We start from the raw sequence: 19,790 nt of genomic DNA, 5'->3' as shown, positions 1-19,790 counted from the left end.
CATTGTAGGAAATTGTTATGAACTTCTAACAATCCATGTTATGCTTGTACTAACATTATACCTAGAGGATACGCTAGTTGACTACTTAGCATTTATTCGTTTTGTAATGGTATTAGGGAGGGATTTCCTTGGCAGCTTGGAAGAACATTCTTAACTTTATCAAAGCATTTAAGAATGAACACTTTTTAAAGACGGGATTGTATCTTGTATTTGCTTTTGTACTGTTCTTTGCAATGTATAGCAATATTCGTCCTGAAAAATTAGAGTTAAAGCTATATGCGAATGCTGAGAAAACAATTGTTTCTCCAGGGACCATAGCCGACCCTTTCCAAACCGAGGAAAAAAGAAGAGATGCCGTGGAGCAAGTAAAGGATACGTATTCATTAAAAAAGGATTATGCTCAAAACCAAGTAGATTTAATTGATGCTTTATTCAAGGCATTTAATGAAGTTGACATAAAATTACAAGAGCAAGCAATAGCAGAGGACGATTCCGATAATACAGAAGAATCGTCAACCGAAGCTCAAGGACAGGTGATTCCTCAAGCGAGCTTCTCAGAAAAAATGGCTTTATTAAATGAGAAGTTACCTGATGAAGTGAAAATTCATCAAGATCTCTCAAGGGCCACTCTAGAGGCATTGTTTAATGCAACACCTGAACAACGCATCGTTGCTAGGGATCATGCAGTTACCGCCGTAAACACTATTATGTCGAATAGAGTGGAGATTAAAGAAATAGAAGCCGCACGTGAAAATGTTGATACTGAACTGAGGTTCATGAATGTTAATGACCCAGTTAAAAAGGCAACAATTGAAATCTGTAAAAATGCCATTATTCCAAATGTTGTGTTTGATAAGGAAGCAACTGAGGCAAAGAAACAAGCTGCGATGGATGCGGTTGAACCTGTGTATATTTTGCAAGGTGAGATTATCGTTAAAGAAGGGGATGTAATTAATAGTGAAGCCTATCGAAAGCTTGACTTGGCAGGGCTATTAGCAAATAAAGATACGAACTCACCATTTATAGGACTATCCTTGTTTATATTACTCTTACTAAGTGCAGTTTACTTTTACTTTAGGGATGACAAGAGCCAAGATGTTCGGTATTTAATGATATATGTATTAACATGTTCAATCACGATTGTCTTAATGAAGATTATTAGTTTATTTCAAAAGATGAACTATTCCGAAATAGGATACGTAGTACCGGTTGCAATGGGGGCTATCTTAATAAAGTTATTAATAAATGAAAGACTCGCCATTCTTGCAAGTATGATTCTCGCAGTGTGCGGGAGTATTATTTTTAATGGAGGAATTTCTAGCACATTTAATTTTGCAATTGGAATTTACTTTCTGATTGGCTGTATAAGTGGTGTATTATTTCTCGGGAAACATAATCAACGTTCGAAAATTTTACAAGCAGGAACACTTGTAGGTATGATTAATGTTGTGTTAGTCTTGGCAATCATTCTGCTAAAAAATGGAAATATTCTTTCTTTAGATAGTACACCATTTTTTATAATGGCACTCTTGTCGGGTATAGTGTCAGCTGTATTGGCAATTGGGTTAATGCCATTCTTCGAGGCAGGATTTGGAATCTTATCAACGATGAGGCTAATTGAATTGTCCAATCCAAACCATCCTTTACTTCGTAAAATACTAACAGAAACCCCTGGAACCTATCATCATAGTGTTATGGTCGCTAATCTATCTGATGCAGCTTGTGAAGCAATAGGAGCAAATGGTCTTCTTGCGAGAGTAGGAGCCTATTATCATGATATTGGAAAAACGAGGCGTCCACAGTTTTTTATTGAAAATCAGATGAACAGAGATAATCCACATGATAAGATTTCACCACAGCTGAGTAAAACGATTATAATTTCACATGCAACAGACGGTGCTGAAATGCTCAGACAATATAAAATCCCAAGGGAAATTGTTGATATTGCTGAACAGCATCATGGTACGACTCTTCTGAAGTATTTTTTTCATAAAGCAAGCGAAAATAATGATAATGAAATTGATGAATCAGAATTTAGATACCCTGGTCCTAAAGCACAAACAAAGGAGACGGCTATTATTGGAATTGCTGATAGTGTGGAAGCAGCTGTTCGCTCTATGACTAATCCTTCTCCACAAAAAATTGAGTCAATCGTGAAAAATATCATTAATGACCGACTTCAAGATGGCCAGTTGGATGAGTGTGATATAACAATGAAAGAACTAGATATTATTTCAAAATCTTTTTGTGAAACGATGCAGGGGATTTTTCATTCGCGAATTGAGTATCCAGAAATGACGAAGCAGAAGGTGAAAGAAGCATGAAACTATTGATTGACTTTTTAGATGAGACAGAAGAGCTAGAACAATCGATTATTTCTGAGGTTGAGAGCATCTTAAACTTTGCAGCAAATATGAAAGAGATAGATGATGGAACAGAACTATCTGTCACATTTGTGGATAATGAACGTATACAAGAAATAAACAGGGAGTATCGTGATAAGGATCAACCAACAGACGTTATTTCATTTGCACTTGAGGAGCTTGGTGTGGGAGAAACCGTTATTGTTGGTGCGAATCAACCAAGGCATTTAGGGGATATTATTATATCAACTCAAAAGGCTATAGAGCAAGCAGATGAATATGGACATTCATTTATGAGAGAACTAGGTTTTTTAGCTGTCCATGGGTTTCTACATTTATTAGGTTATGATCATGTGAATGAAGAAGATGAGAAGGTTATGTTTTCCTTACAAACGCAAATATTAAACGAATACGGACTAACAAGGTAATGAGGCGAGAATTCACACGTCTTAAAAACAGCTTTCGCTTTGCCATTGAAGGAGTGATTCATGCCTATAAAACAGAAAAAAATATTAGAATCCATACAGTTGTAGCTGTTCTTACATTGGCTCTTGCATGGTTCCTTGATCTTGAAAGGTGGGAATGGAGTCTAATTATTATGTTAATAGGTGGCATGCTATCATTAGAATTACTAAATTCTGCGATAGAACGCGCTGTCAATTTAGTGACAAACGAGTATCATCCATTAGCTAAGCAAGCTAAGGATTTAGCGGCAGGAGCTGTTTTTGTCTTTGCGATTGTGTCAGTTCTGATTGGCATCATCATTATAGGCCAAAAAATATGGATTAATATTTTAAATTTTCTAACTATTTAACGTGAAAAGTTAAGGAAAATAAGGTAAAATATAGATAGTCGCCAAGCGATGACTGAAAGGAAGTATAAGTGTGAACATTGACAAACTAATTGTTGAAGCAAAAGAAGCAAGAGAAAGAGCGTATGTCCCTTACTCAAAATTTAAAGTGGGTGCTGCACTCCTAACTAAGGATGGAACAGTGTACAAAGGTTGTAATATAGAAAATGCAGCATATAGCATGACGAACTGTGCAGAGAGAACTGCCTTATTCAAAGCGATTTCAGAAGGTGATAAGGATTTTGAAGCTATAGCAGTAGTAGCAGATACCGATCGACCAGTTCCGCCATGTGGGGCTTGTAGGCAAGTGATTTCAGAGCTGTGTTCTAAAGATACGAAGGTATACTTGACAAATCTAAAGGGAGATGTGCAAGAAATTACTGTCGCAGAATTACTACCAGGAGCATTTTCAGCGGAGGATATGGAAGATGACAAAGGAAGAGTATAGATCTGGCTTTGTATCAATCATTGGTCGCCCAAATGTAGGTAAGTCTACTTTCTTAAATAAAGTAGTTGGTCAAAAGATAGCGATAATGAGTGATAAGCCACAGACGACAAGGAATAAAATTCAAGGTGTTTACACTGAAAATGAGGCACAAATCATTTTTATAGATACACCAGGTATTCATAAACCAAAACATAAGCTAGGTGACTTTATGATGAAGGTTGCCCAAAATACGTTAAAAGAAGTAGATATTGTACTATTCATGGTTAATGTGGAGGAAGGCTTTGGTCGCGGTGATGAATTCATTATTGAAAAATTAAAACATACTAATACTCCAGTATTTTTAACATTAAACAAAATTGATCAAGTTCACCCTGATCAGTTGTTAGCTATTATAGAAGAGTATAAACTCAAACATGACTTTGCAGAAATTGTTCCCATCTCGGCCCTCCAAGGTAACAATATTGAGACATTGATAGGGCTTATTAAAAAATATTTACCAGAAGGACCACAATATTACCCTGAAAATCAAGTGACAGATCACCCAGAAAGATTTATTGTGACAGAATTGATAAGAGAGAAGGTATTACACTTAACAAGAGAAGAAGTGCCACACTCTATAGCTGTTGTAATGGATGCGATGGAAAGACGCGATGATGGAAACACTGTTTATATCAGTGCAACTGTCATAGTAGAACGATCCTCACAAAAAGGAATTATTATTGGGAAGCAAGGTTCGATGATGAAAGAAATCGGGAAAAGAGCAAGGCAAGATATAGAAGCTTTGCTCGGTTCGAAAGTGTTTTTGGAACTTTGGGTAAAGGTGCAAAAAGACTGGAGAAATAAGATGGCGCAATTACGTGATTATGGCTTTAGAGAAGACGAATACTAATCTCTATTAAGGTTTTTATTCGATATACATCTTTTCCTAAAAAAAATATTAACAATATTTATCTCACATGAAACAAGTACAGAAAGGTCATGATAAGTCTTAAGGAATTGGATTTAGTAGTTGCTAGTTGAATAACAGAAAGGTGGGGTTCTTATGCTACATTTTACCTGGAAAGTGTTTAGTGAGACAGGTAATATTGATACGTACCTTCTTTTTAAGGAACTTGAAAAGGAGAATGAAACAAGAACCGATGATTTTAACGAGGAGCTAGCAGAAGTAGATTCACCAATCTCCTGACCTTGTCTCTGTTGCTTTGGAAGGTGACAGTTTGATTCAAAAAATAGAAGGTATAATAATTAGGACAAATGATTACGGAGAAACAAACAAAATATTAACCATCTTTACTAGGGAGTTAGGTAAAATTGGTGTGATGGCAAGAGGTGCAAAAAAAACCAATAGTAGGCTATCGGCAATCTCACAATTATTTACTTACGGTTATTTTGTATATATTCCTAGCTCTGGCCTTGGTACTCTTCAACAAGGTGAAAGTATCTCAAATATGAAACAAATCAAAAGCGATATCAGCCTAACAGCTTATGCATCATACATTGTGGAACTCACTGATAAAGCTGTCGATGATCGGAAAGCCAATCCATACTTATTTGAATTATTACATCAATCCTTACATTATATAAACGAAGGATTAGATTTTGAAATTGTTACTATGATTTTTGAGATTAAGATGCTTCAGGTTATCGGATTATATCCTCACTTAAGTAGCTGCATAAGCTGTAAGGAAATTGAAGCCAAATTCTCATTCTCTATTTCAGAAGGCGGTTTTATATGTCATAAATGTGCAGGTAAAGATCCGAATCATCTTCAGATTTCGCCTGCAACGGTGAGGTTATTGAGATTGTTTCACGCTTTTGATATAAGAAGATTAGGAAACATCACAGTTAAAGATGAAACAAAACGAGAACTAAAAGCAGTCATTTCAAATTTTTATGACGAATATTCCGGATTATCACTAAAATCAAAGCGATTTTTAAATCAACTTGAGAAATTTAAACTATGATTCACTAGTACAAATAGCTAAAAACCCTCGGTCTCTATTCGTAAACCGAGGGTTTCTCTATTTTGGAGAAATTCAATTGTAGCCAAAATTTCATGTAATAAGATATAATAATACAAAAAAGTATAACACATTGGCTTTTTGATCATAAGGTGGTGATACCAATAGAACTTAATAAGAGGCAAGAGCTCATTCTTCAAATTGTGAAAGACAATGGACCTATAACAGGTGAGAGTATTGCAGACAGATTAAACTTGACAAGAGCAACTTTAAGACCAGACTTAGCTATTTTAACAATGGCAGGATATTTAGATGCAAGACCAAGAGTTGGCTATTTTTATACCGGGAAGACTGGTGCACAATTATTAAGTGAAAAAATAAAAAAAATACAGGTAAAAGATTATCAATCTATACCCGTAGTTGTCGATGAAAACGTGTCTGTTTACGATGCAATTTGTACGATGTTTCTTGAGGATGTCGGTACTCTCTTTGTAGTCAATAAAGAGGCAAACCTTGTAGGAGTTTTATCAAGAAAAGATTTGTTACGTGCTAGTTTAGGAAAACAGGAACTAACCAGTATCCCAGTAAATATCATCATGACAAGAATGCCCAATATAACAGTTTGCAAGCGAGAAGATTTATTGATCGATGTAGCAAAATGGTTAATTGATAAGCAAATTGATGCTGTACCAGTTATAAAAGAGACTGAAAAGGGATTAGAGGTTGTTGGTAGACTAACAAAAACAAATATGACGAAAGCTCTTGTAGATCTTGGAAATGATGAAATGTTATAACGCTAGAATGGAGGAGTGAGATGAGCAAACAAATCATCTATGTCGTATCAGATTCAGTTGGAGAAACGGCTGAATTAGTCGTAAAAGCAGCCATTAGCCAATTTCAAACCACCAATTGTGATATTAGGAGAACGCCTTTTGTAGAAGACGTTAGTACTTTAAAAGAAGTGGTCTCTTTGGCAAAGCTAAATCATGCAATTATCGTGTACACTCTCGTTATCCCCGAAATGCGAACCTTTCTCCTTGAAGAAGCAAAAAAGGATGGAGTAATCGCGATAGACATTATTGGGCCACTTATTGACTCATTGCAAGAAACTACTGGTATTAAGCCTCTTTGTGAACCTGGAAATGTTAGAAAGTTAGATGAAGACTATTTTAAAAAGGTTGAGGCTATCGAATTTGCTGTGAAGTATGATGATGGAAGGGATCCGAGAGGAATTATGCGTGCCGATATTGTCCTAGTCGGAGTTTCTCGTACATCTAAAACACCATTGTCTCAATACTTAGCGCACAAAAGACTAAAGGTTGCGAACGTACCTATAGTACCAGAGGTAGACCCTCCTGAAGAATTATATAAAGTTCAAGCTTCCCGTTGCTTTGGGTTGAAAATCAGCCCAGATAAACTGAATCACATACGTAAGGAACGTCTAAAAGCACTTGGTCTGAACGATCAGGCTAGCTATGCAAACATTGAACGTATCAAAAATGAACTGGAATATTTTGAAAAGGTTTCAAACAAAATTGGCTGCCAAGTTATTGATGTGTCAAATAAAGCTGTTGAGGAAACAGCTAATGTCATATTAAATCTATACTATCAAACGTATAAATGATTACACTTCAATATTTTGAAGTGTATTTTTTTCTGAACAATAAATAGGGACATATACAAAAGCGCATTCTTCGAGTCGGACCAAGTTTTTTTTATGATTTCTATACGCAATCAAATTTTTAACTAGAAAAAAAATTCACCTGTAATATAATAAAAAATTGTGATAAACAGGATAAATTGATAAAAAATATGTTTAGACTTAGTAAAATACGAATAAACTAATTGTAGAACATTTGTCAAGAGGTAAATGTACTTTTTTTATGAAAAAAGATTCTTTTTCTGTAATGACATTTTACAAACTTACCACCTATTCGACAAAAATTCAGAAATTTAAAACATGTTAATAGATTGAAGGAATATTTGGAGGGATGTAGAATAGTGAAATATGACAAAAAAAAATTATCGAATTTTGGTTGATGCAGATGCGTGTCCGTAAAAAGTGAGAATCTACAACTAGCTGAAAAGTCCCATATAGAGGTAACCCTTAATTGCTTCTTACGCTCATGTTGTAACAAATACAATTGGTGGTACTTGGATATACGTAGATGCGAATAAAGAAGCAGATATGTATATTATGATTCACTCTAAAAAAAGATGATATGGTTGTTACACAGGTTATTGGTTTATTAGGGAAAGGGATTCATGTAATTTCTCCAAAAGGAAGGCAGTTTTCAGAAGAATCAATCGATTTAGCTTTAATATGAGATATATTTTTGCTAAGGAAAGAAGAAAAGGATTCTATACAAAGGGACCTAGCTCCTATTCAAGTGAAGATAGAAAGAACTTTATTCAAACATTAGAAAAAAATTGTCGAATCTTGAAGGAGAAAATAGATTCACATCGAAATAATTAACAATGGAGTTGTGTAGCCGTGAATCGAATTTCTGAAGATATTATCGAAAAGATTCGAGGTACAATAGACATTGTAGACGTCGTTAGTGAATATGTTCAATTGAAGAAACAAGGAAGAAACTATTTTGGGCTTTGCCCATTTCATGGTGAGAAATCACCATCCTTTTCTGTATCACCGGAGAAACAAATTTATCACTGCTTCGGATGTGGAGCTGGTGGTAATGTATTCTCTTTTTTAATGGAAATTGAAGGCTTCTCTTTTTTAGAAGCTGTTCAAAGTGCGGCAAAGAGGACAAATATTGACATTCCAGAAATTGAAACAATCACTGAAAAGACACAAACATCTACAATCGCTGAGAAAATGGTAGAAGCTCATGAGCTTCTAAAGAAATTTTATCATCATTTGCTCGTAAACACAAAGGAAGGAAGTAAACCTTTACAATATTTAAATAATCGAGGATTTACGAAAGAGACTATAGAAAACTTTACAATAGGTTATGCTCCATCCTCCAAAGATTTTGCCATTAAGTTTTTACATAAACGTGGATTTTCCTATGAGCTATTGGAACAAGCTGGGATTGCCATTAAAAGTCAAGAAGGAACATTCTATGATCGATTTCGAAACAGAATTATGTTTCCTATTTGGGACTTACAAGGGAATGTTATTGCTTTTAGTGGTCGAATAATCGAGGATGGAGAGCCTAAATATTTAAATAGTCCTGAAACCACTATTTTTCAAAAGAGTAAAGTTCTTTATGGCTTCCACCTAGCAAGGTCTCACATCAGAAAAAAGCAACACGCAATCCTATTAGAGGGATTCTTAGATACTATCGCGCTTCACCGTGCAGGAATATCCAACGCAATTGCCACAATGGGAACAGCATTGACGGATGAGCAAATACGTATCATCCGCAGGAATGTGGATCAAGTCATCATTTGCTACGATTCTGATAAAGCAGGTGTGGAAGCAGCTTTTAGGGCATCTGAAATGCTAAAGGATGCTGGCTGTGAAATCAAAATTGCGATTATGCCGGATGGTTACGATCCTGATGACTACATCAGTAAATTTGGAGAAACGAAATTTAGGACTGATGTAATAGGGGCTAGTGTCACGCTCATGGGATTTAAAATGCAATATTATAGACGCGGTAAAGACCTAAAGGATGAGTCGGATAAAATCTCTTATATAGATAATATCTTACGAGAGGTTTCTAAGCTTGATAAACCAGTTGAAAGGGATCATTATCTGCGTCAGCTTTCTGAGGAATTCGAGATCTCACTCGATGCTTTGAAATCTCAACAATTTCAAGTATATAAACAGAATAAAAAGAGGGATAACAGCCCTGTATCAAGAAATAATATAGCTAATAGGCCAATATTACAAAAAAGAATGCTACCGGCTTTTCATAATGCTGAGCGACTATTACTTGCTCACATGTTAAGGGACGCGGAAGTCGCTAGTAAGGTACAGAATACGCTTAATGGGCTATTTAACATTGAAGAGCATAGTGCAATTGCTGCATACCTTTATGCTTTTTATGAAGAGGGAAACCCTCCTAATGTCAATGCATTATTGAGTAGAATCCAGGAGCAAAATCTTCAACGAATGATTTCAGAGCTATCTATGCTAACTCTTAATGAAGAGATATCGGAACTAGAGTTATCTGATTATATTAAACAGGTGTTGAATTATCCCAAAATGTTAAAGATAAAAGAGAAAGAATCAGAGCGAAGAGATGCTGAACGAAGAAATGAATATGTAATGGCCGCACAAATTGAAATGGAAATTATTAAGATGCGAAAAGAACTTAAATAATAAGGACTTATTATACCTCGCAATATTTTGGAAGGAGGGGATCTTATGGCGGAAAAACCAGCAAAGCAAGTAGAAGTTGATACAGAAGAGTTAACCCTTGACCAAGTAAAAGAACAATTAGTTGATTTAGGGAAAAAGCGCGGAGTACTGACTTATGAGGAAATTGCCGATAAGATGTCTGGGTTTGAAATTGAATCAGACCAAATGGATGAGTATTATGAATACCTTGGAGAACAAGGTGTTGAAATAATTGGTGATGGTGATGGGGAAGAGGACCCAAATATACAGGAGCTAGCAAAAGAGGAAGAAGAGTTTGACCTAAATGATTTAAGTGTACCTCCTGGTGTAAAAATAAATGATCCTGTCCGAATGTATTTAAAAGAAATTGGACGAGTAGACTTATTGTCAGCCGAAGAAGAAATTAAGCTAGCAAAAAGAATTGAACAGGGAGACGAAGAGGCAAAACGTCGTTTAGCTGAAGCAAATCTTCGCTTAGTGGTAAGTATAGCAAAACGCTATGTTGGACGCGGAATGCTATTTCTTGATCTAATCCAAGAAGGAAACATGGGACTGATTAAGGCTGTTGAAAAATTCGATTATGATAAAGGTTTCAAATTTAGTACGTATGCGACTTGGTGGATTCGTCAAGCCATTACAAGAGCTATTGCAGACCAGGCTAGAACAATCCGTATTCCTGTTCATATGGTTGAAACCATCAATAAATTAATTAGAGTTCAGCGTCAACTCTTGCAAGACCTTGGAAGAGAACCATCTCCAGAAGAAATTGCAGAAGATATGGATTTAACTCCAGATAAGGTTAGGGAAATTTTAAAAATTGCTCAGGAACCAGTTTCTTTAGAAACGCCAATTGGAGAAGAAGATGATTCTCATTTAGGCGACTTCATCGAAGACCAGGATGCTACTTCACCTTCTGAACATGCAGCATATGAACTACTGAAAGAACAGTTAGAAGATGTTTTAGATACTTTAACTGATCGCGAAGAAAACGTCTTACGACTGCGGTTTGGACTTGATGATGGCAGAACTAGAACATTGGAAGAAGTAGGTAAAGTCTTTGGTGTAACACGTGAGCGTATTAGACAAATTGAAGCAAAAGCATTACGAAAACTACGCCATCCAAGCAGAAGCAAACGATTAAAAGACTTTTTAGAATAAAATATATTTACATGACATAGTTTACTTCTTACAATTGAAGTAAACTATTTTTTTGTGAGGAATTAAATGAATAAACATAGAAAAGAAATTATTATGAATGAAATTGAATATTGGAAGAAAAGCCGATTACTACCGGAACAGTATTGTGATTTTCTGCTAACCTTATATTCTGAAGGTGAGCATGAATCAAAGAACGGTCATAAGACAAGAAAATTTAGTATGTCAGCATGGTTACAGTACTTACCCTTTTTTATTATGTTAGGTTTACCAATTAGTTTCCTTTTTGTTTATTTTACTGAATTCAATTTTGTTTTGCAAATCACCATAAAAAGTTTAATAATGGGCATTTCAATTATTTTATCAATTGTATATTGGAAGAAAAACCGGTTATACCTTACGTTTTTTTTAGTTTTTAGCTTGCTCCTTTTTTTCTTAAATACAGTGTTTCTTACTGAATATTTTTTTGGAAGGTCAGCCTATATAATAGGAACGGTTATTGTCTTTCATTGTGTAATCTGGTATTTAATTGGTCGGCTTTCAAAACTAACTTACTTAAGGGTTTCTGGAATTGCGGCATTAATATTGTTCATTTTCTATCTTATTGTTACTTCTACTATCAATTAGTTTGATAAAAATTATATGAAAAAATGTTTCAAATGTTGTGAAAATTCCTGGTTTTCCTTATAATGAAAAAGGTAACATTAATGTAAACGTATACAAAACCGGGAGGGGAAAGCATGAATTTTGACTTAACTGGTGAGCAGCAGATTTTGCAAAAAATGATTAGGGAATTTGCAAATGAGGAAGTTGCTCCAGGAGCCGAAAAAAGAGATAAAGATAAACAGTTCCCGAAAGAAATTTTTCATAAGCTTGGCGAATTAGGTATGATGGGCTTACCATTTCCAGAAGAATATGGTGGAGCTGGTGCTGATACTATAAGCTTTGCTATCGTCGTTGAGGAACTAAGCCGTGCCTGTGGATCGACTGGAATTACATATTCAGCACACATCTCACTTGGTGGAGCTCCAATCGCCATGTTTGGTTCAGAGGAACAAAAGAAAACCTATTTACCTTCTATTTGCTCTGGGGAATCACTTGGTGCATTCGGGTTAACAGAACCTAATGCAGGATCAGATGCTGGCGGAACAAAAACTGAAGCTGTAGAGGATGGTACAGACTACATTATTAACGGAAATAAATGTTATATAACAAATGCAAGTTATGCAAAATATTTAGCATTGACTGCAATAACTGGAAGAGATGGAGATAAAAAAGAAATTAGCGCGATTATCGTTCCAACAGATTCACAAGGATTCAAGGTGATCGATAATTATGAAAAAATGGGCTTACATTCTTCTAACACAACAGAGTTGGTATTAGAAGATGTTAGAGTTCCTCAAGAAAATCTTTTAGGTAAAAGAGGAGAAGGCTTTAAGCAATTTTTAATTACATTAGATGGAGGAAGAATTGGTATTGGTGCTATGGCAGTTGGGATTGCACAAGCAGCCTATGAAAAAGCGCTTGCTTATGCAAAGGAACGCAAACAATTTGGCTCACCAATCTCAAAATTTCAAGTCATCCAATTTAAATTAGCTGATATGGCAATGAAAATTGAGCTTGCCCGAAATATGGTTTATAAAGCTGCATGGCTGAAGGATCAAGGCCGTCCTTTTTCTAAGGAAGCTTCTATGTGTAAACTATATGCTTCTGAGATTTGTATGGAGGTAACAAGTCAGGCTGTTCAAATCCATGGTGGTAATGGTTATATGCGTGATTACCATGTTGAACGCTATATGAGAGACGCGAAATTGTTAGAAATAGGTGAAGGTACTTCTGAAGTTCAACGTATCGTCATTGCTCGAGAAATTGGCTGTTAATTAATATGCATCAAAAAATCTCACCGAAATTGGTGAGATTTTTTGTACATTTCGTGAATTTTAGTGAACTTGTACATTTGGTCTTTTACTTCTCTATTTTTTCAAGTAAAATAGAGGTTGTTTGTATAAAATATTATTAGGTTTATTCTGTTCTACTATGCTATATTAAATGTGGTAAAGAGTAAGACATGATCTTGTATTGAATTACTCTGCATAGGATGAATGATGATTTTTACATAAGGAGGGAAACTCACATGAATCGTAATCCATTAATACCATTTGCACTAATTGCTTTCTTGGGAATTGGACTAATGTTTCTTCTTTCATTCGTTGGGTTAGATAATATGGATGAAATGGCACATGGTGACGAAGGTGCCGGAGAAATAGCAGAACCAGCAACTCCAGATGAAATTTATGCAGCAAGCTGTATAAGCTGTCACGGGGATCAATTGCAAGGTACCATTGGACCTGCTCTTGCTAACATTGGAAGCAAATATGATGCTGCTCACATTGAAGGTGTAATCCTAAAAGGTCAAGGCACAATGCCTCCTGGTATTGTTGATGCTGAAAAAGCGAAAATTTTAGCTGAATGGTTAGCTGAAAAGAAATAACAAGACACAAAAGGTTTTTGCTTTTTGCAAAGGCCTTTTTTCTTTTTCTTGTAACTAAAGATGTTTATAAAGGGGCCATTAAATCCTCTAGACTACATAGGTTGAAACGAAAGCCTGGAATGTTTATGATGATGATAACGACAAGAAAGTGAAAGCGGTGTGTTAGTATGAATGAATTAAAATTATCGAAGCGTTTAGAAGCGGTTGCAGCCTTGATTCCGCGGGGGAGTAAGTTAGCTGATATTGGATCAGATCATGCGTACTTACCAGCGTATTCATTTTTAAATGGATTTATCACATTTGCAATCGCAGGCGAAGTAGTAGATGGTCCGTATCATACAGCTAAAAATCAAATCGAGCGCCTGCAGCTGACAGAAAAAATAAAGGTGAGAAAAGGAAATGGTCTAGAGGTTGTACATTCAGGCGAGGTAGATGTTATTACAATTTGTGGTATGGGAGGAGCACTTATTGCATCCATACTTGAAGAGGGGAAGGATAAATTATCCAATATAAAAAGACTTATCCTACAACCTAATATATCGTCTATCTCTGTTCGAAAGTGGCTAATCGATAACAACTGGTCATTAATTCAAGAGGAGATTTTAGAAGAGGATGAAAAGATATATGAAATCTTAGTGGCTGAAAGAACAGGGAATCCCCTTGTCTCATATACAGAAGGGAATTTAGAGAAGGAACTACTCCTTGGACCATTTCTGTCTAAAGAAAAGAACCCGAGCTTCATTAAGAAATGGACAGCCGAAAAAAAGAACTGGGAACGCATACTCAAACAAATGAAAGAGGCAAAAGTGTCGGACGAGCTTTTAGAAAAAATGGATGAGGTAAGAAAAAATATCCATTTCGTTGAGGAGGAGATTAAGTGAAAGTACCTAATGGTTTTGAAATCATAGAAATATTTGAGCGATTTTCACCTATGTCACTAGCGTTTGAAGATGACAAGTTTGGATTGCAAATTGGAACATTACATAAACAAATACATAATGTCATGGTTACTCTTGATGTACTAGAAACGGTTGTTGACGAAGCAATTGAGAAAAACATAGATTTAATTATCTCTCATCATCCACCTATTTTTAGACCAATAAAGAATGTAAGAACAGACTCAACTACAGGTAGAATCATTGAAAAGTGTGTGAAGCATGATATAGCTATATATTCAGCTCATTCGAATTTAGATATAACAAACGGCGGTGTTAATGATTTACTTGCGGACGCGTTAAAACTAAAAAACGTAACCTTTTTATCAGCAACTCATACTACAAAGTTAAAAAAGTTAGTGGTTTTCGTCCCAAAAGATCACTCAGATCAAGTTAAGGATGCCTTAGGAAAGGCTGGGGCAGGTCATATCGGTAACTATAGTCACTGTTCTTTTTCAAGTCAGGGAATAGGATCCTTTTTACCAGAGCAAGGAACGAATCCTTACATAGGGTCTACAGGAAATCTTGAAAGTGTAAATGAAGTAAAAATTGAAACCGTTTTCCCTGAAAACTTACAAAAGCAAGTGGTTAGACAAATGTTACTGGCACATCCTTATGAGGAAGTTGCCTATGATATTTATCCACTTGAAAATGCAGGTCCACAATTAGGCTTAGGCAGAGTAGGTTATTTAGATCAAGAAATGTCACTAGATGAATTTGCTCAATTTGTAAAGGTAGCTCTAAACGTTAAAGGAGTTCGAATTGTAGGACCATTAGATGCTAAAGTAAAAAAGGTTGCCGTGTTAGGAGGAGATGGAAACAAATATATAAGACAAGCCCACTTTGCGGGGGCTGATGTGTTTGTAAGTGGAGACATTTACTACCATCTAGCTCATGACGCGATGGCTTTGGGGCTTAATATTGTTGATCCGGGTCATAATATTGAAAAAGTAATGATTCATGGTGTTGCCTCTGTGCTAGAAAAAGAAGCATTTCATAAAAATTTCAATGTTTCAATTTTAAAATCAACTGTAGATACAGATCCTTTTACTTTCAGATAAAAAATAGCACCCTTTTTTGGGTGCTATTTTTATTTTGATTTAACCTTCGGTAAAATTTTGTGCTTAGGGACAGTTGTATGAAGTAACCAAGTATCATCTTTTATAGGATCATATTGCTCCAAGAACGTGATGACCTCTTTTGTAATGGGAGTTGGTGTAGATGCTCCAGAAGTAACTGCGACCTTGGTTATACCTTGTAACCACTCTAACTTAAGCTCTGATAAGTCAGAAATGCGATACGCTTTTGTACCAGCTATCTGTTCGGAAACTTGCGCTAAACGGTTTGAGTTATTACTCTTTGGATCACCAACAACAATAAGCAAATCTGCTTCCTTTGCTTGTTCAGCAACTGCTTCTTGTCTAACTTGGGTTGCGAGACAAATTTCCTTGTGCACCTCTACATGTGGATATTTTTCCTGGACTTTTTCCATAATGTCTAATACATCCCACTGACTCATCGTTGTTTGATTTGTTACGATAATCTTATCATTTTGAATGGATAAGGCTTCAACATCCTGAACAGATTCTACAAGGTGGACGATATTTGGCGCAATCCCAACCGCACCTTCAGGTTCGGGATGGCCTTTTTTTCCAATGTAAATAAATTCATAACCTTCATCCTTCTTATCACGAATTAAATCGTGAGTAACGGTTACATCCGGACATGTTGCATCAATAGTTGTTAGTCCTTTTTCTTTTGCCACTTTTCTAACCTCTGGTGAAACTCCATGTGCTGTGAAGATAACCGTCCCTTGTTCAACCTGTTGTAATATTTCTAAACGATTGGGACCATCTAATGTTATGATTCCCTCTTCTTCAAATGCTTCGGTAACGTGACTATTATGAACAATCATTCCTAATATATATATTGGCCGTGGCAGGCTTTTATCAAGAGCAGCATTTCTGGCAATCACCATTGCATCTACAACTCCATAACAATAACCTCTAGGTGATATTTTTATTACTTCCACGTTCTTGTCCCCCTTTCCCCTAGCATGTTGTAAACTAGAGAACGATTTTGTTTAAGTACTTGTTAAGTTGCGTGTATAGACAAGAGTTTTTCATCTTTATCTTATTATATCGTAAGAGAACAAGGATTGACAAAAATCAATTTACGTTAAATATAGAGGCGAGGTGTAGAGGTTCCTTTTACCGTAGCTTTTGTTTCTTCTGTATCATCCTCCTCAATTTCGCTTTCCTTTTCTACCTTTTTTTTCTTCCTTCTTGGAATCTCTCTTTCTTCAGCTTGTATTTCCTCTTCCGCATCTTCTTCATCATCACTGGAAGTCAATTCGCTATATAGTTTAATTAGAGCAGGAATATTTTTTACCATTGGACCGTACTGTTGAACCATTGGTCCCACTTGATTGGCAATTCCCATTACTTTTTGTAGATTATTCATCATACCTGCTGGATTAGAGAGAAGTTTAGATAACATCCCACCAGCCCCTTGACTAGCTGGCTGATTCATCATTCCATTTAACATGCCTGCCTGGTTTACAACTCCAGCACCCGATTTATTAAATAACTTTGATAGGATGCCACCCAATCCCCGTGGTTGGCCAGTGAATGGTGTCATTTGATTCATCGGACCCATTGGGTTCATACCTCTCATAAAAGGTCCCATCGGTGGTCTTGGTCCTCCTGGGAACATAATGAATCCCCCTTTCTTACAAATGTAATAATTATTCCGGACCTAGTAAACCCTCTACAGATATAAAAAAAGCGAATGGAGGGTAACTTCATTAAAAAGCATCGTTGATCCAACTAATATGTTCCTGTTATACAATATGCACATGTATCTATATTTGTTTAATCGGACAATAAGAATAGGCGAATACATGGAAATCATCAACTTGTTGAATTATAATAAAAAGAATGCTTCTAGTATGTATACATATGGTAAACAATAATCATGAGGTGAATAAAGTGAAAACAACACTCTTTGAACGATATGACTTTAAGCCGTTTATAATAGATGCAATTTTAGACTTGCAATTTTATAAGCCAACTGAAATCCAAGAACGACTGATCCCTTCCATACAAAAGGGAGAGAGTGTAATTGGACAATCGCAAACTGGAACTGGAAAGACCCACGCCTTTTTACTACCACTAATCAATAAAGTGGATCCACAAAAAGATGAAGTGCAGGTTGTCATTACAGCTCCAACTAGAGAATTAGCAGGGCAAATATATGAAGAGGTTCAAAAAATTATTGCATTTGAACCTGCAATGAGGGCTAAAAATTTTGTTGGAGGAACAGATAAGCAACGTACAATAGAACGTCTAAAAACACAACCTCATATTGTTGTGGGAACTCCAGGGAGAATAAATGATTTAGTCAAAGAACAAGCCTTATTTGTATATACTGCTGACTCTGTAGTTGTTGATGAAGCCGACTTAATGCTTGATTTAGGCTTTATTGTTGAAGTTGATCAGATATGTGCAAAAATGAAAGATGACCTACAAATTCTTGTTTTTTCAGCGACAATCCCTGAAAAGTTGAAGCCATTCTTAAAAAAGTATATGGATAATCCAAAATACACTCATGTGCAACCAAAACAAATAACAGCGGAGAAAATTGAACATTATCTTTTACCACTTAAGCATCGTAAAAAAATAAAGGTATTAACAGACCTTTGTGAATCTATAAACCCTTACTTAGCAATGATTTTTACAAACACAAAGAAAATGGCAGATGAGGTTGCAGAAGGACTGAGTCTAAATGGAATTAAAGTGGGCGTCATTCATGGAGATTTACCTCCTAGGGAAAGAAAGAAAGTAATGAAACAAATAAATGATGCCGAATTTCAATTCGTTGTAGCAACTGATTTAGCTGCAAGAGGGATCGATATTAAAGGTGTTACACATGTTATTAATTATGAAATACCTAGTGATCTTGATTTTTATGTACATCGTGTAGGAAGAACAGCTAGAGCGGGACAATCAGGTATAGCCGTTACTATTTATGATCTATCAGACGAGGATGCACTTGTTCAGTTAGAGAAAAAGGGCATTACCTTTTTAAATATTGATGTTAAAGATCGGGAATGGATTGAAATTGGTCCTAGAGATAAAAGAAAGACAAGAAAACGAGAGCAGTCAGAAGTTGATAAAAAAGCGAAGAGCTTTATCCAGAAACCTAAAAATGTAAAACCGGGATATAAGAAAAAGCTTCAAACTCAAACGGAGAAGTATAAGAAAAAACTGAAAAGAAATAACAATAAATAGGACACTCCATATTTTGTCGAATGCTGTAACCTATGATATGATGATGTAGGTGAATGTGGAGGAGGAGAATCATGCTTAAAATAGGATCACATGTTTCAATGAGTGGGAAAAAAATGCTACTTGCTGCAAGTGAAGAAGCAGTTTCTTATGGTGCAAATACTTTTATGGTATATACAGGTGCTCCCCAAAATACAAGAAGAAAGAAAATTGAGGACCTGAATATTGAAGCAGGCTTGCAACATATGAAGGAAAATGGGATTGACAATATCATTGTCCATGCTCCATATATTATTAATATTGGTAATAGTCAAAACCCGGATACTTATGATTTAGGAGTACGTTTTTTAACATCAGAAATTGAGCGTACAGAAGCAATTGGAGCTAAGCAGATTGTTTTGCACCCAGGTGCGCATGTTGGGGCAGGAGCGGATACTGGTATAAAAAAGATCATTGAAGGATTAAACGAAGTTCTTCATAAAGATCAAAATGTACAAATTGCGTTAGAAACAATGGCTGGAAAAGGATCTGAATGTGGGTGTACGTTTGAAGAGCTCGCACAAATTATTGATGGAGTTACTCACAATGAGAAACTATCAATTTGTTTTGATACTTGTCATACTCATGATGCAGGATATGATATTGTTCATGATTTTGATGGAGTTTTGAATGAATTTGATAAAATCATTGGACTAGACCGTATTAAGGTCTTGCATATCAATGATAGTAAGAATGAAAAAGGGGCCAAAAAGGACCGTCATGAGAATATAGGATTTGGTCATATTGGGTTTAAGGCACTTAATTACATTGTGAATCACCCTTCGCTTAAGGATGTTCCTAAAATACTAGAAACACCTTATATAGGTGCAGACAAGAACTCTAAGAAACCACCTTATCAATATGAAATTGAAATGTTGAAGAAACAAGAATTTAATGATCAATGGTATAAAGAATTATCAATGGTATAAAGAATTTTTTAAAAAACGAGA

20 protein-coding genes and 1 pseudogene are annotated in these 19,790 nt (G+C 35.8%); 19 read left to right on the top strand and 2 right to left on the bottom strand.

From position 1 onward, the window contains the following. Window positions 1-233: 233 nt before the first annotated feature. From ACFSCX_RS08455 to ACFSCX_RS08375, 17 genes and pseudogenes are all read left to right on the top strand, one after another. Window positions 234-2,324 (top strand): HD family phosphohydrolase, encoded by a 2,091-nt coding sequence (locus ACFSCX_RS08455; protein WP_417281901.1) that lies wholly within the window; start codon window positions 234-236, stop codon window positions 2,322-2,324. Beyond that, window positions 2,321-2,791, top strand: a complete 471-nt coding sequence (gene ybeY / locus ACFSCX_RS08450; protein WP_377927757.1) for an rRNA maturation RNase YbeY — start codon at window positions 2,321-2,323, stop codon at window positions 2,789-2,791. Before ACFSCX_RS08455 ends, ybeY begins: the two co-directional genes overlap by 4 nt. Beyond that, window positions 2,791-3,177 (top strand): diacylglycerol kinase family protein, encoded by a 387-nt coding sequence (locus ACFSCX_RS08445; protein ID WP_377927756.1) that lies wholly within the window; start codon window positions 2,791-2,793, stop codon window positions 3,175-3,177. The genes ybeY and ACFSCX_RS08445 overlap by 1 nt, the downstream gene beginning before the upstream one ends. Before the next feature lie 70 nt (window positions 3,178-3,247). Beyond that, window positions 3,248-3,661: a cytidine deaminase gene (locus tag ACFSCX_RS08440; RefSeq protein WP_377927755.1), complete on the top strand. Its 414-nt coding sequence runs from the start codon at window positions 3,248-3,250 to the stop codon at window positions 3,659-3,661. Continuing rightward, window positions 3,642-4,550, top strand: coding sequence for a GTPase Era (gene era, locus ACFSCX_RS08435; RefSeq protein WP_377927754.1), 909 nt, complete (start codon window positions 3,642-3,644; stop codon window positions 4,548-4,550). The genes ACFSCX_RS08440 and era overlap by 20 nt, the downstream gene beginning before the upstream one ends. A 153-nt stretch (window positions 4,551-4,703) precedes the next feature. After that, window positions 4,704-4,847, top strand: coding sequence for a YqzL family protein (locus ACFSCX_RS08430; protein WP_377927753.1), 144 nt, complete (start codon window positions 4,704-4,706; stop codon window positions 4,845-4,847). Window positions 4,848-4,878: 31 nt separating this feature from the next. Continuing rightward, complete coding sequence (gene recO / locus ACFSCX_RS08425; protein WP_377927752.1) at window positions 4,879-5,625, top strand: DNA repair protein RecO; 747 nt, start codon at window positions 4,879-4,881, stop codon at window positions 5,623-5,625. A gap of 152 nt (window positions 5,626-5,777) precedes the next feature. Further along, entirely contained in the window at window positions 5,778-6,416 is a 639-nt protein-coding gene (locus ACFSCX_RS08420) for a helix-turn-helix transcriptional regulator (RefSeq protein WP_377927751.1), read from the top strand. 20 nt (window positions 6,417-6,436) lie between these two features. Continuing rightward, on the top strand, window positions 6,437-7,246 hold the full coding sequence (locus tag ACFSCX_RS08415) for a pyruvate, water dikinase regulatory protein (protein ID WP_377927750.1): 810 nt from the start codon (window positions 6,437-6,439) through the stop codon (window positions 7,244-7,246). A gap of 598 nt (window positions 7,247-7,844) precedes the next feature. Further along, window positions 7,845-8,098 (top strand): annotated as a pseudogene (locus tag ACFSCX_RS08410) (DUF188 domain-containing protein). 18 nt (window positions 8,099-8,116) lie between these two features. Continuing rightward, the gene (gene dnaG / locus ACFSCX_RS08405) at window positions 8,117-9,913 is read left to right on the top strand and encodes a DNA primase (protein ID WP_377927749.1); all 1,797 of its coding nucleotides are present in this window, start codon (window positions 8,117-8,119) and stop codon (window positions 9,911-9,913) included. A 45-nt stretch (window positions 9,914-9,958) separates the two neighbouring features. Continuing rightward, window positions 9,959-11,089 (top strand): RNA polymerase sigma factor RpoD, encoded by a 1,131-nt coding sequence (rpoD, locus tag ACFSCX_RS08400; RefSeq protein ID WP_377927748.1) that lies wholly within the window; start codon window positions 9,959-9,961, stop codon window positions 11,087-11,089. A gap of 66 nt (window positions 11,090-11,155) precedes the next feature. Beyond that, window positions 11,156-11,713, top strand: coding sequence for a hypothetical protein (locus tag ACFSCX_RS08395; RefSeq protein ID WP_377927747.1), 558 nt, complete (start codon window positions 11,156-11,158; stop codon window positions 11,711-11,713). A gap of 113 nt (window positions 11,714-11,826) precedes the next feature. Continuing rightward, the gene (locus tag ACFSCX_RS08390) at window positions 11,827-12,966 is read left to right on the top strand and encodes an acyl-CoA dehydrogenase family protein (RefSeq protein WP_377927746.1); all 1,140 of its coding nucleotides are present in this window, start codon (window positions 11,827-11,829) and stop codon (window positions 12,964-12,966) included. Between the two features lie 254 nt (window positions 12,967-13,220). Then, a complete protein-coding gene (gene cccA / locus ACFSCX_RS08385; RefSeq protein ID WP_377927745.1) occupies window positions 13,221-13,577 on the top strand; it encodes a cytochrome c550 in 357 nt (118 codons plus the stop codon). A 167-nt stretch (window positions 13,578-13,744) separates the two neighbouring features. Further along, window positions 13,745-14,458, top strand: coding sequence for a tRNA (adenine(22)-N(1))-methyltransferase (locus ACFSCX_RS08380; RefSeq protein WP_377927744.1), 714 nt, complete (start codon window positions 13,745-13,747; stop codon window positions 14,456-14,458). Further along, window positions 14,455-15,573: a Nif3-like dinuclear metal center hexameric protein gene (locus ACFSCX_RS08375; RefSeq protein ID WP_377927742.1), complete on the top strand. Its 1,119-nt coding sequence runs from the start codon at window positions 14,455-14,457 to the stop codon at window positions 15,571-15,573. The genes ACFSCX_RS08380 and ACFSCX_RS08375 overlap by 4 nt, the downstream gene beginning before the upstream one ends. Before the next feature lie 29 nt (window positions 15,574-15,602). Here ACFSCX_RS08375 and ACFSCX_RS08370 read toward each other — a convergent pair whose 3' ends face one another. Continuing rightward, a complete protein-coding gene (locus ACFSCX_RS08370; protein WP_377927741.1) occupies window positions 15,603-16,544 on the bottom strand; it encodes a 4-hydroxy-3-methylbut-2-enyl diphosphate reductase in 942 nt (313 codons plus the stop codon). Between the two features lie 146 nt (window positions 16,545-16,690). Further along, the gene (gene vrrA / locus ACFSCX_RS08365) at window positions 16,691-17,227 is read right to left on the bottom strand and encodes a VrrA/YqfQ family protein (protein WP_377927740.1); all 537 of its coding nucleotides are present in this window, start codon (window positions 17,225-17,227) and stop codon (window positions 16,691-16,693) included. A gap of 275 nt (window positions 17,228-17,502) precedes the next feature. On the opposite strand from vrrA, the gene ACFSCX_RS08360 reads away from it, so the two are divergent. Beyond that, window positions 17,503-18,804, top strand: coding sequence for a DEAD/DEAH box helicase (locus ACFSCX_RS08360; protein WP_377927739.1), 1,302 nt, complete (start codon window positions 17,503-17,505; stop codon window positions 18,802-18,804). 71 nt (window positions 18,805-18,875) lie between these two features. Beyond that, on the top strand, window positions 18,876-19,769 hold the full coding sequence (locus tag ACFSCX_RS08355) for a deoxyribonuclease IV (RefSeq protein ID WP_377927738.1): 894 nt from the start codon (window positions 18,876-18,878) through the stop codon (window positions 19,767-19,769). Window positions 19,770-19,790: the final 21 nt, after the last annotated feature.

This window comes from Bacillus salitolerans, from assembly GCF_042680805.1.
GTDB classification, from domain to species: Bacteria; Bacillota; Bacilli; order Bacillales; family SA4; genus Bacillus_CJ; species Bacillus_CJ salitolerans.
The sequence above is the reverse complement of the archived record's forward strand: the minus strand, read 5'-3'. Positions and strand labels throughout refer to the sequence as shown.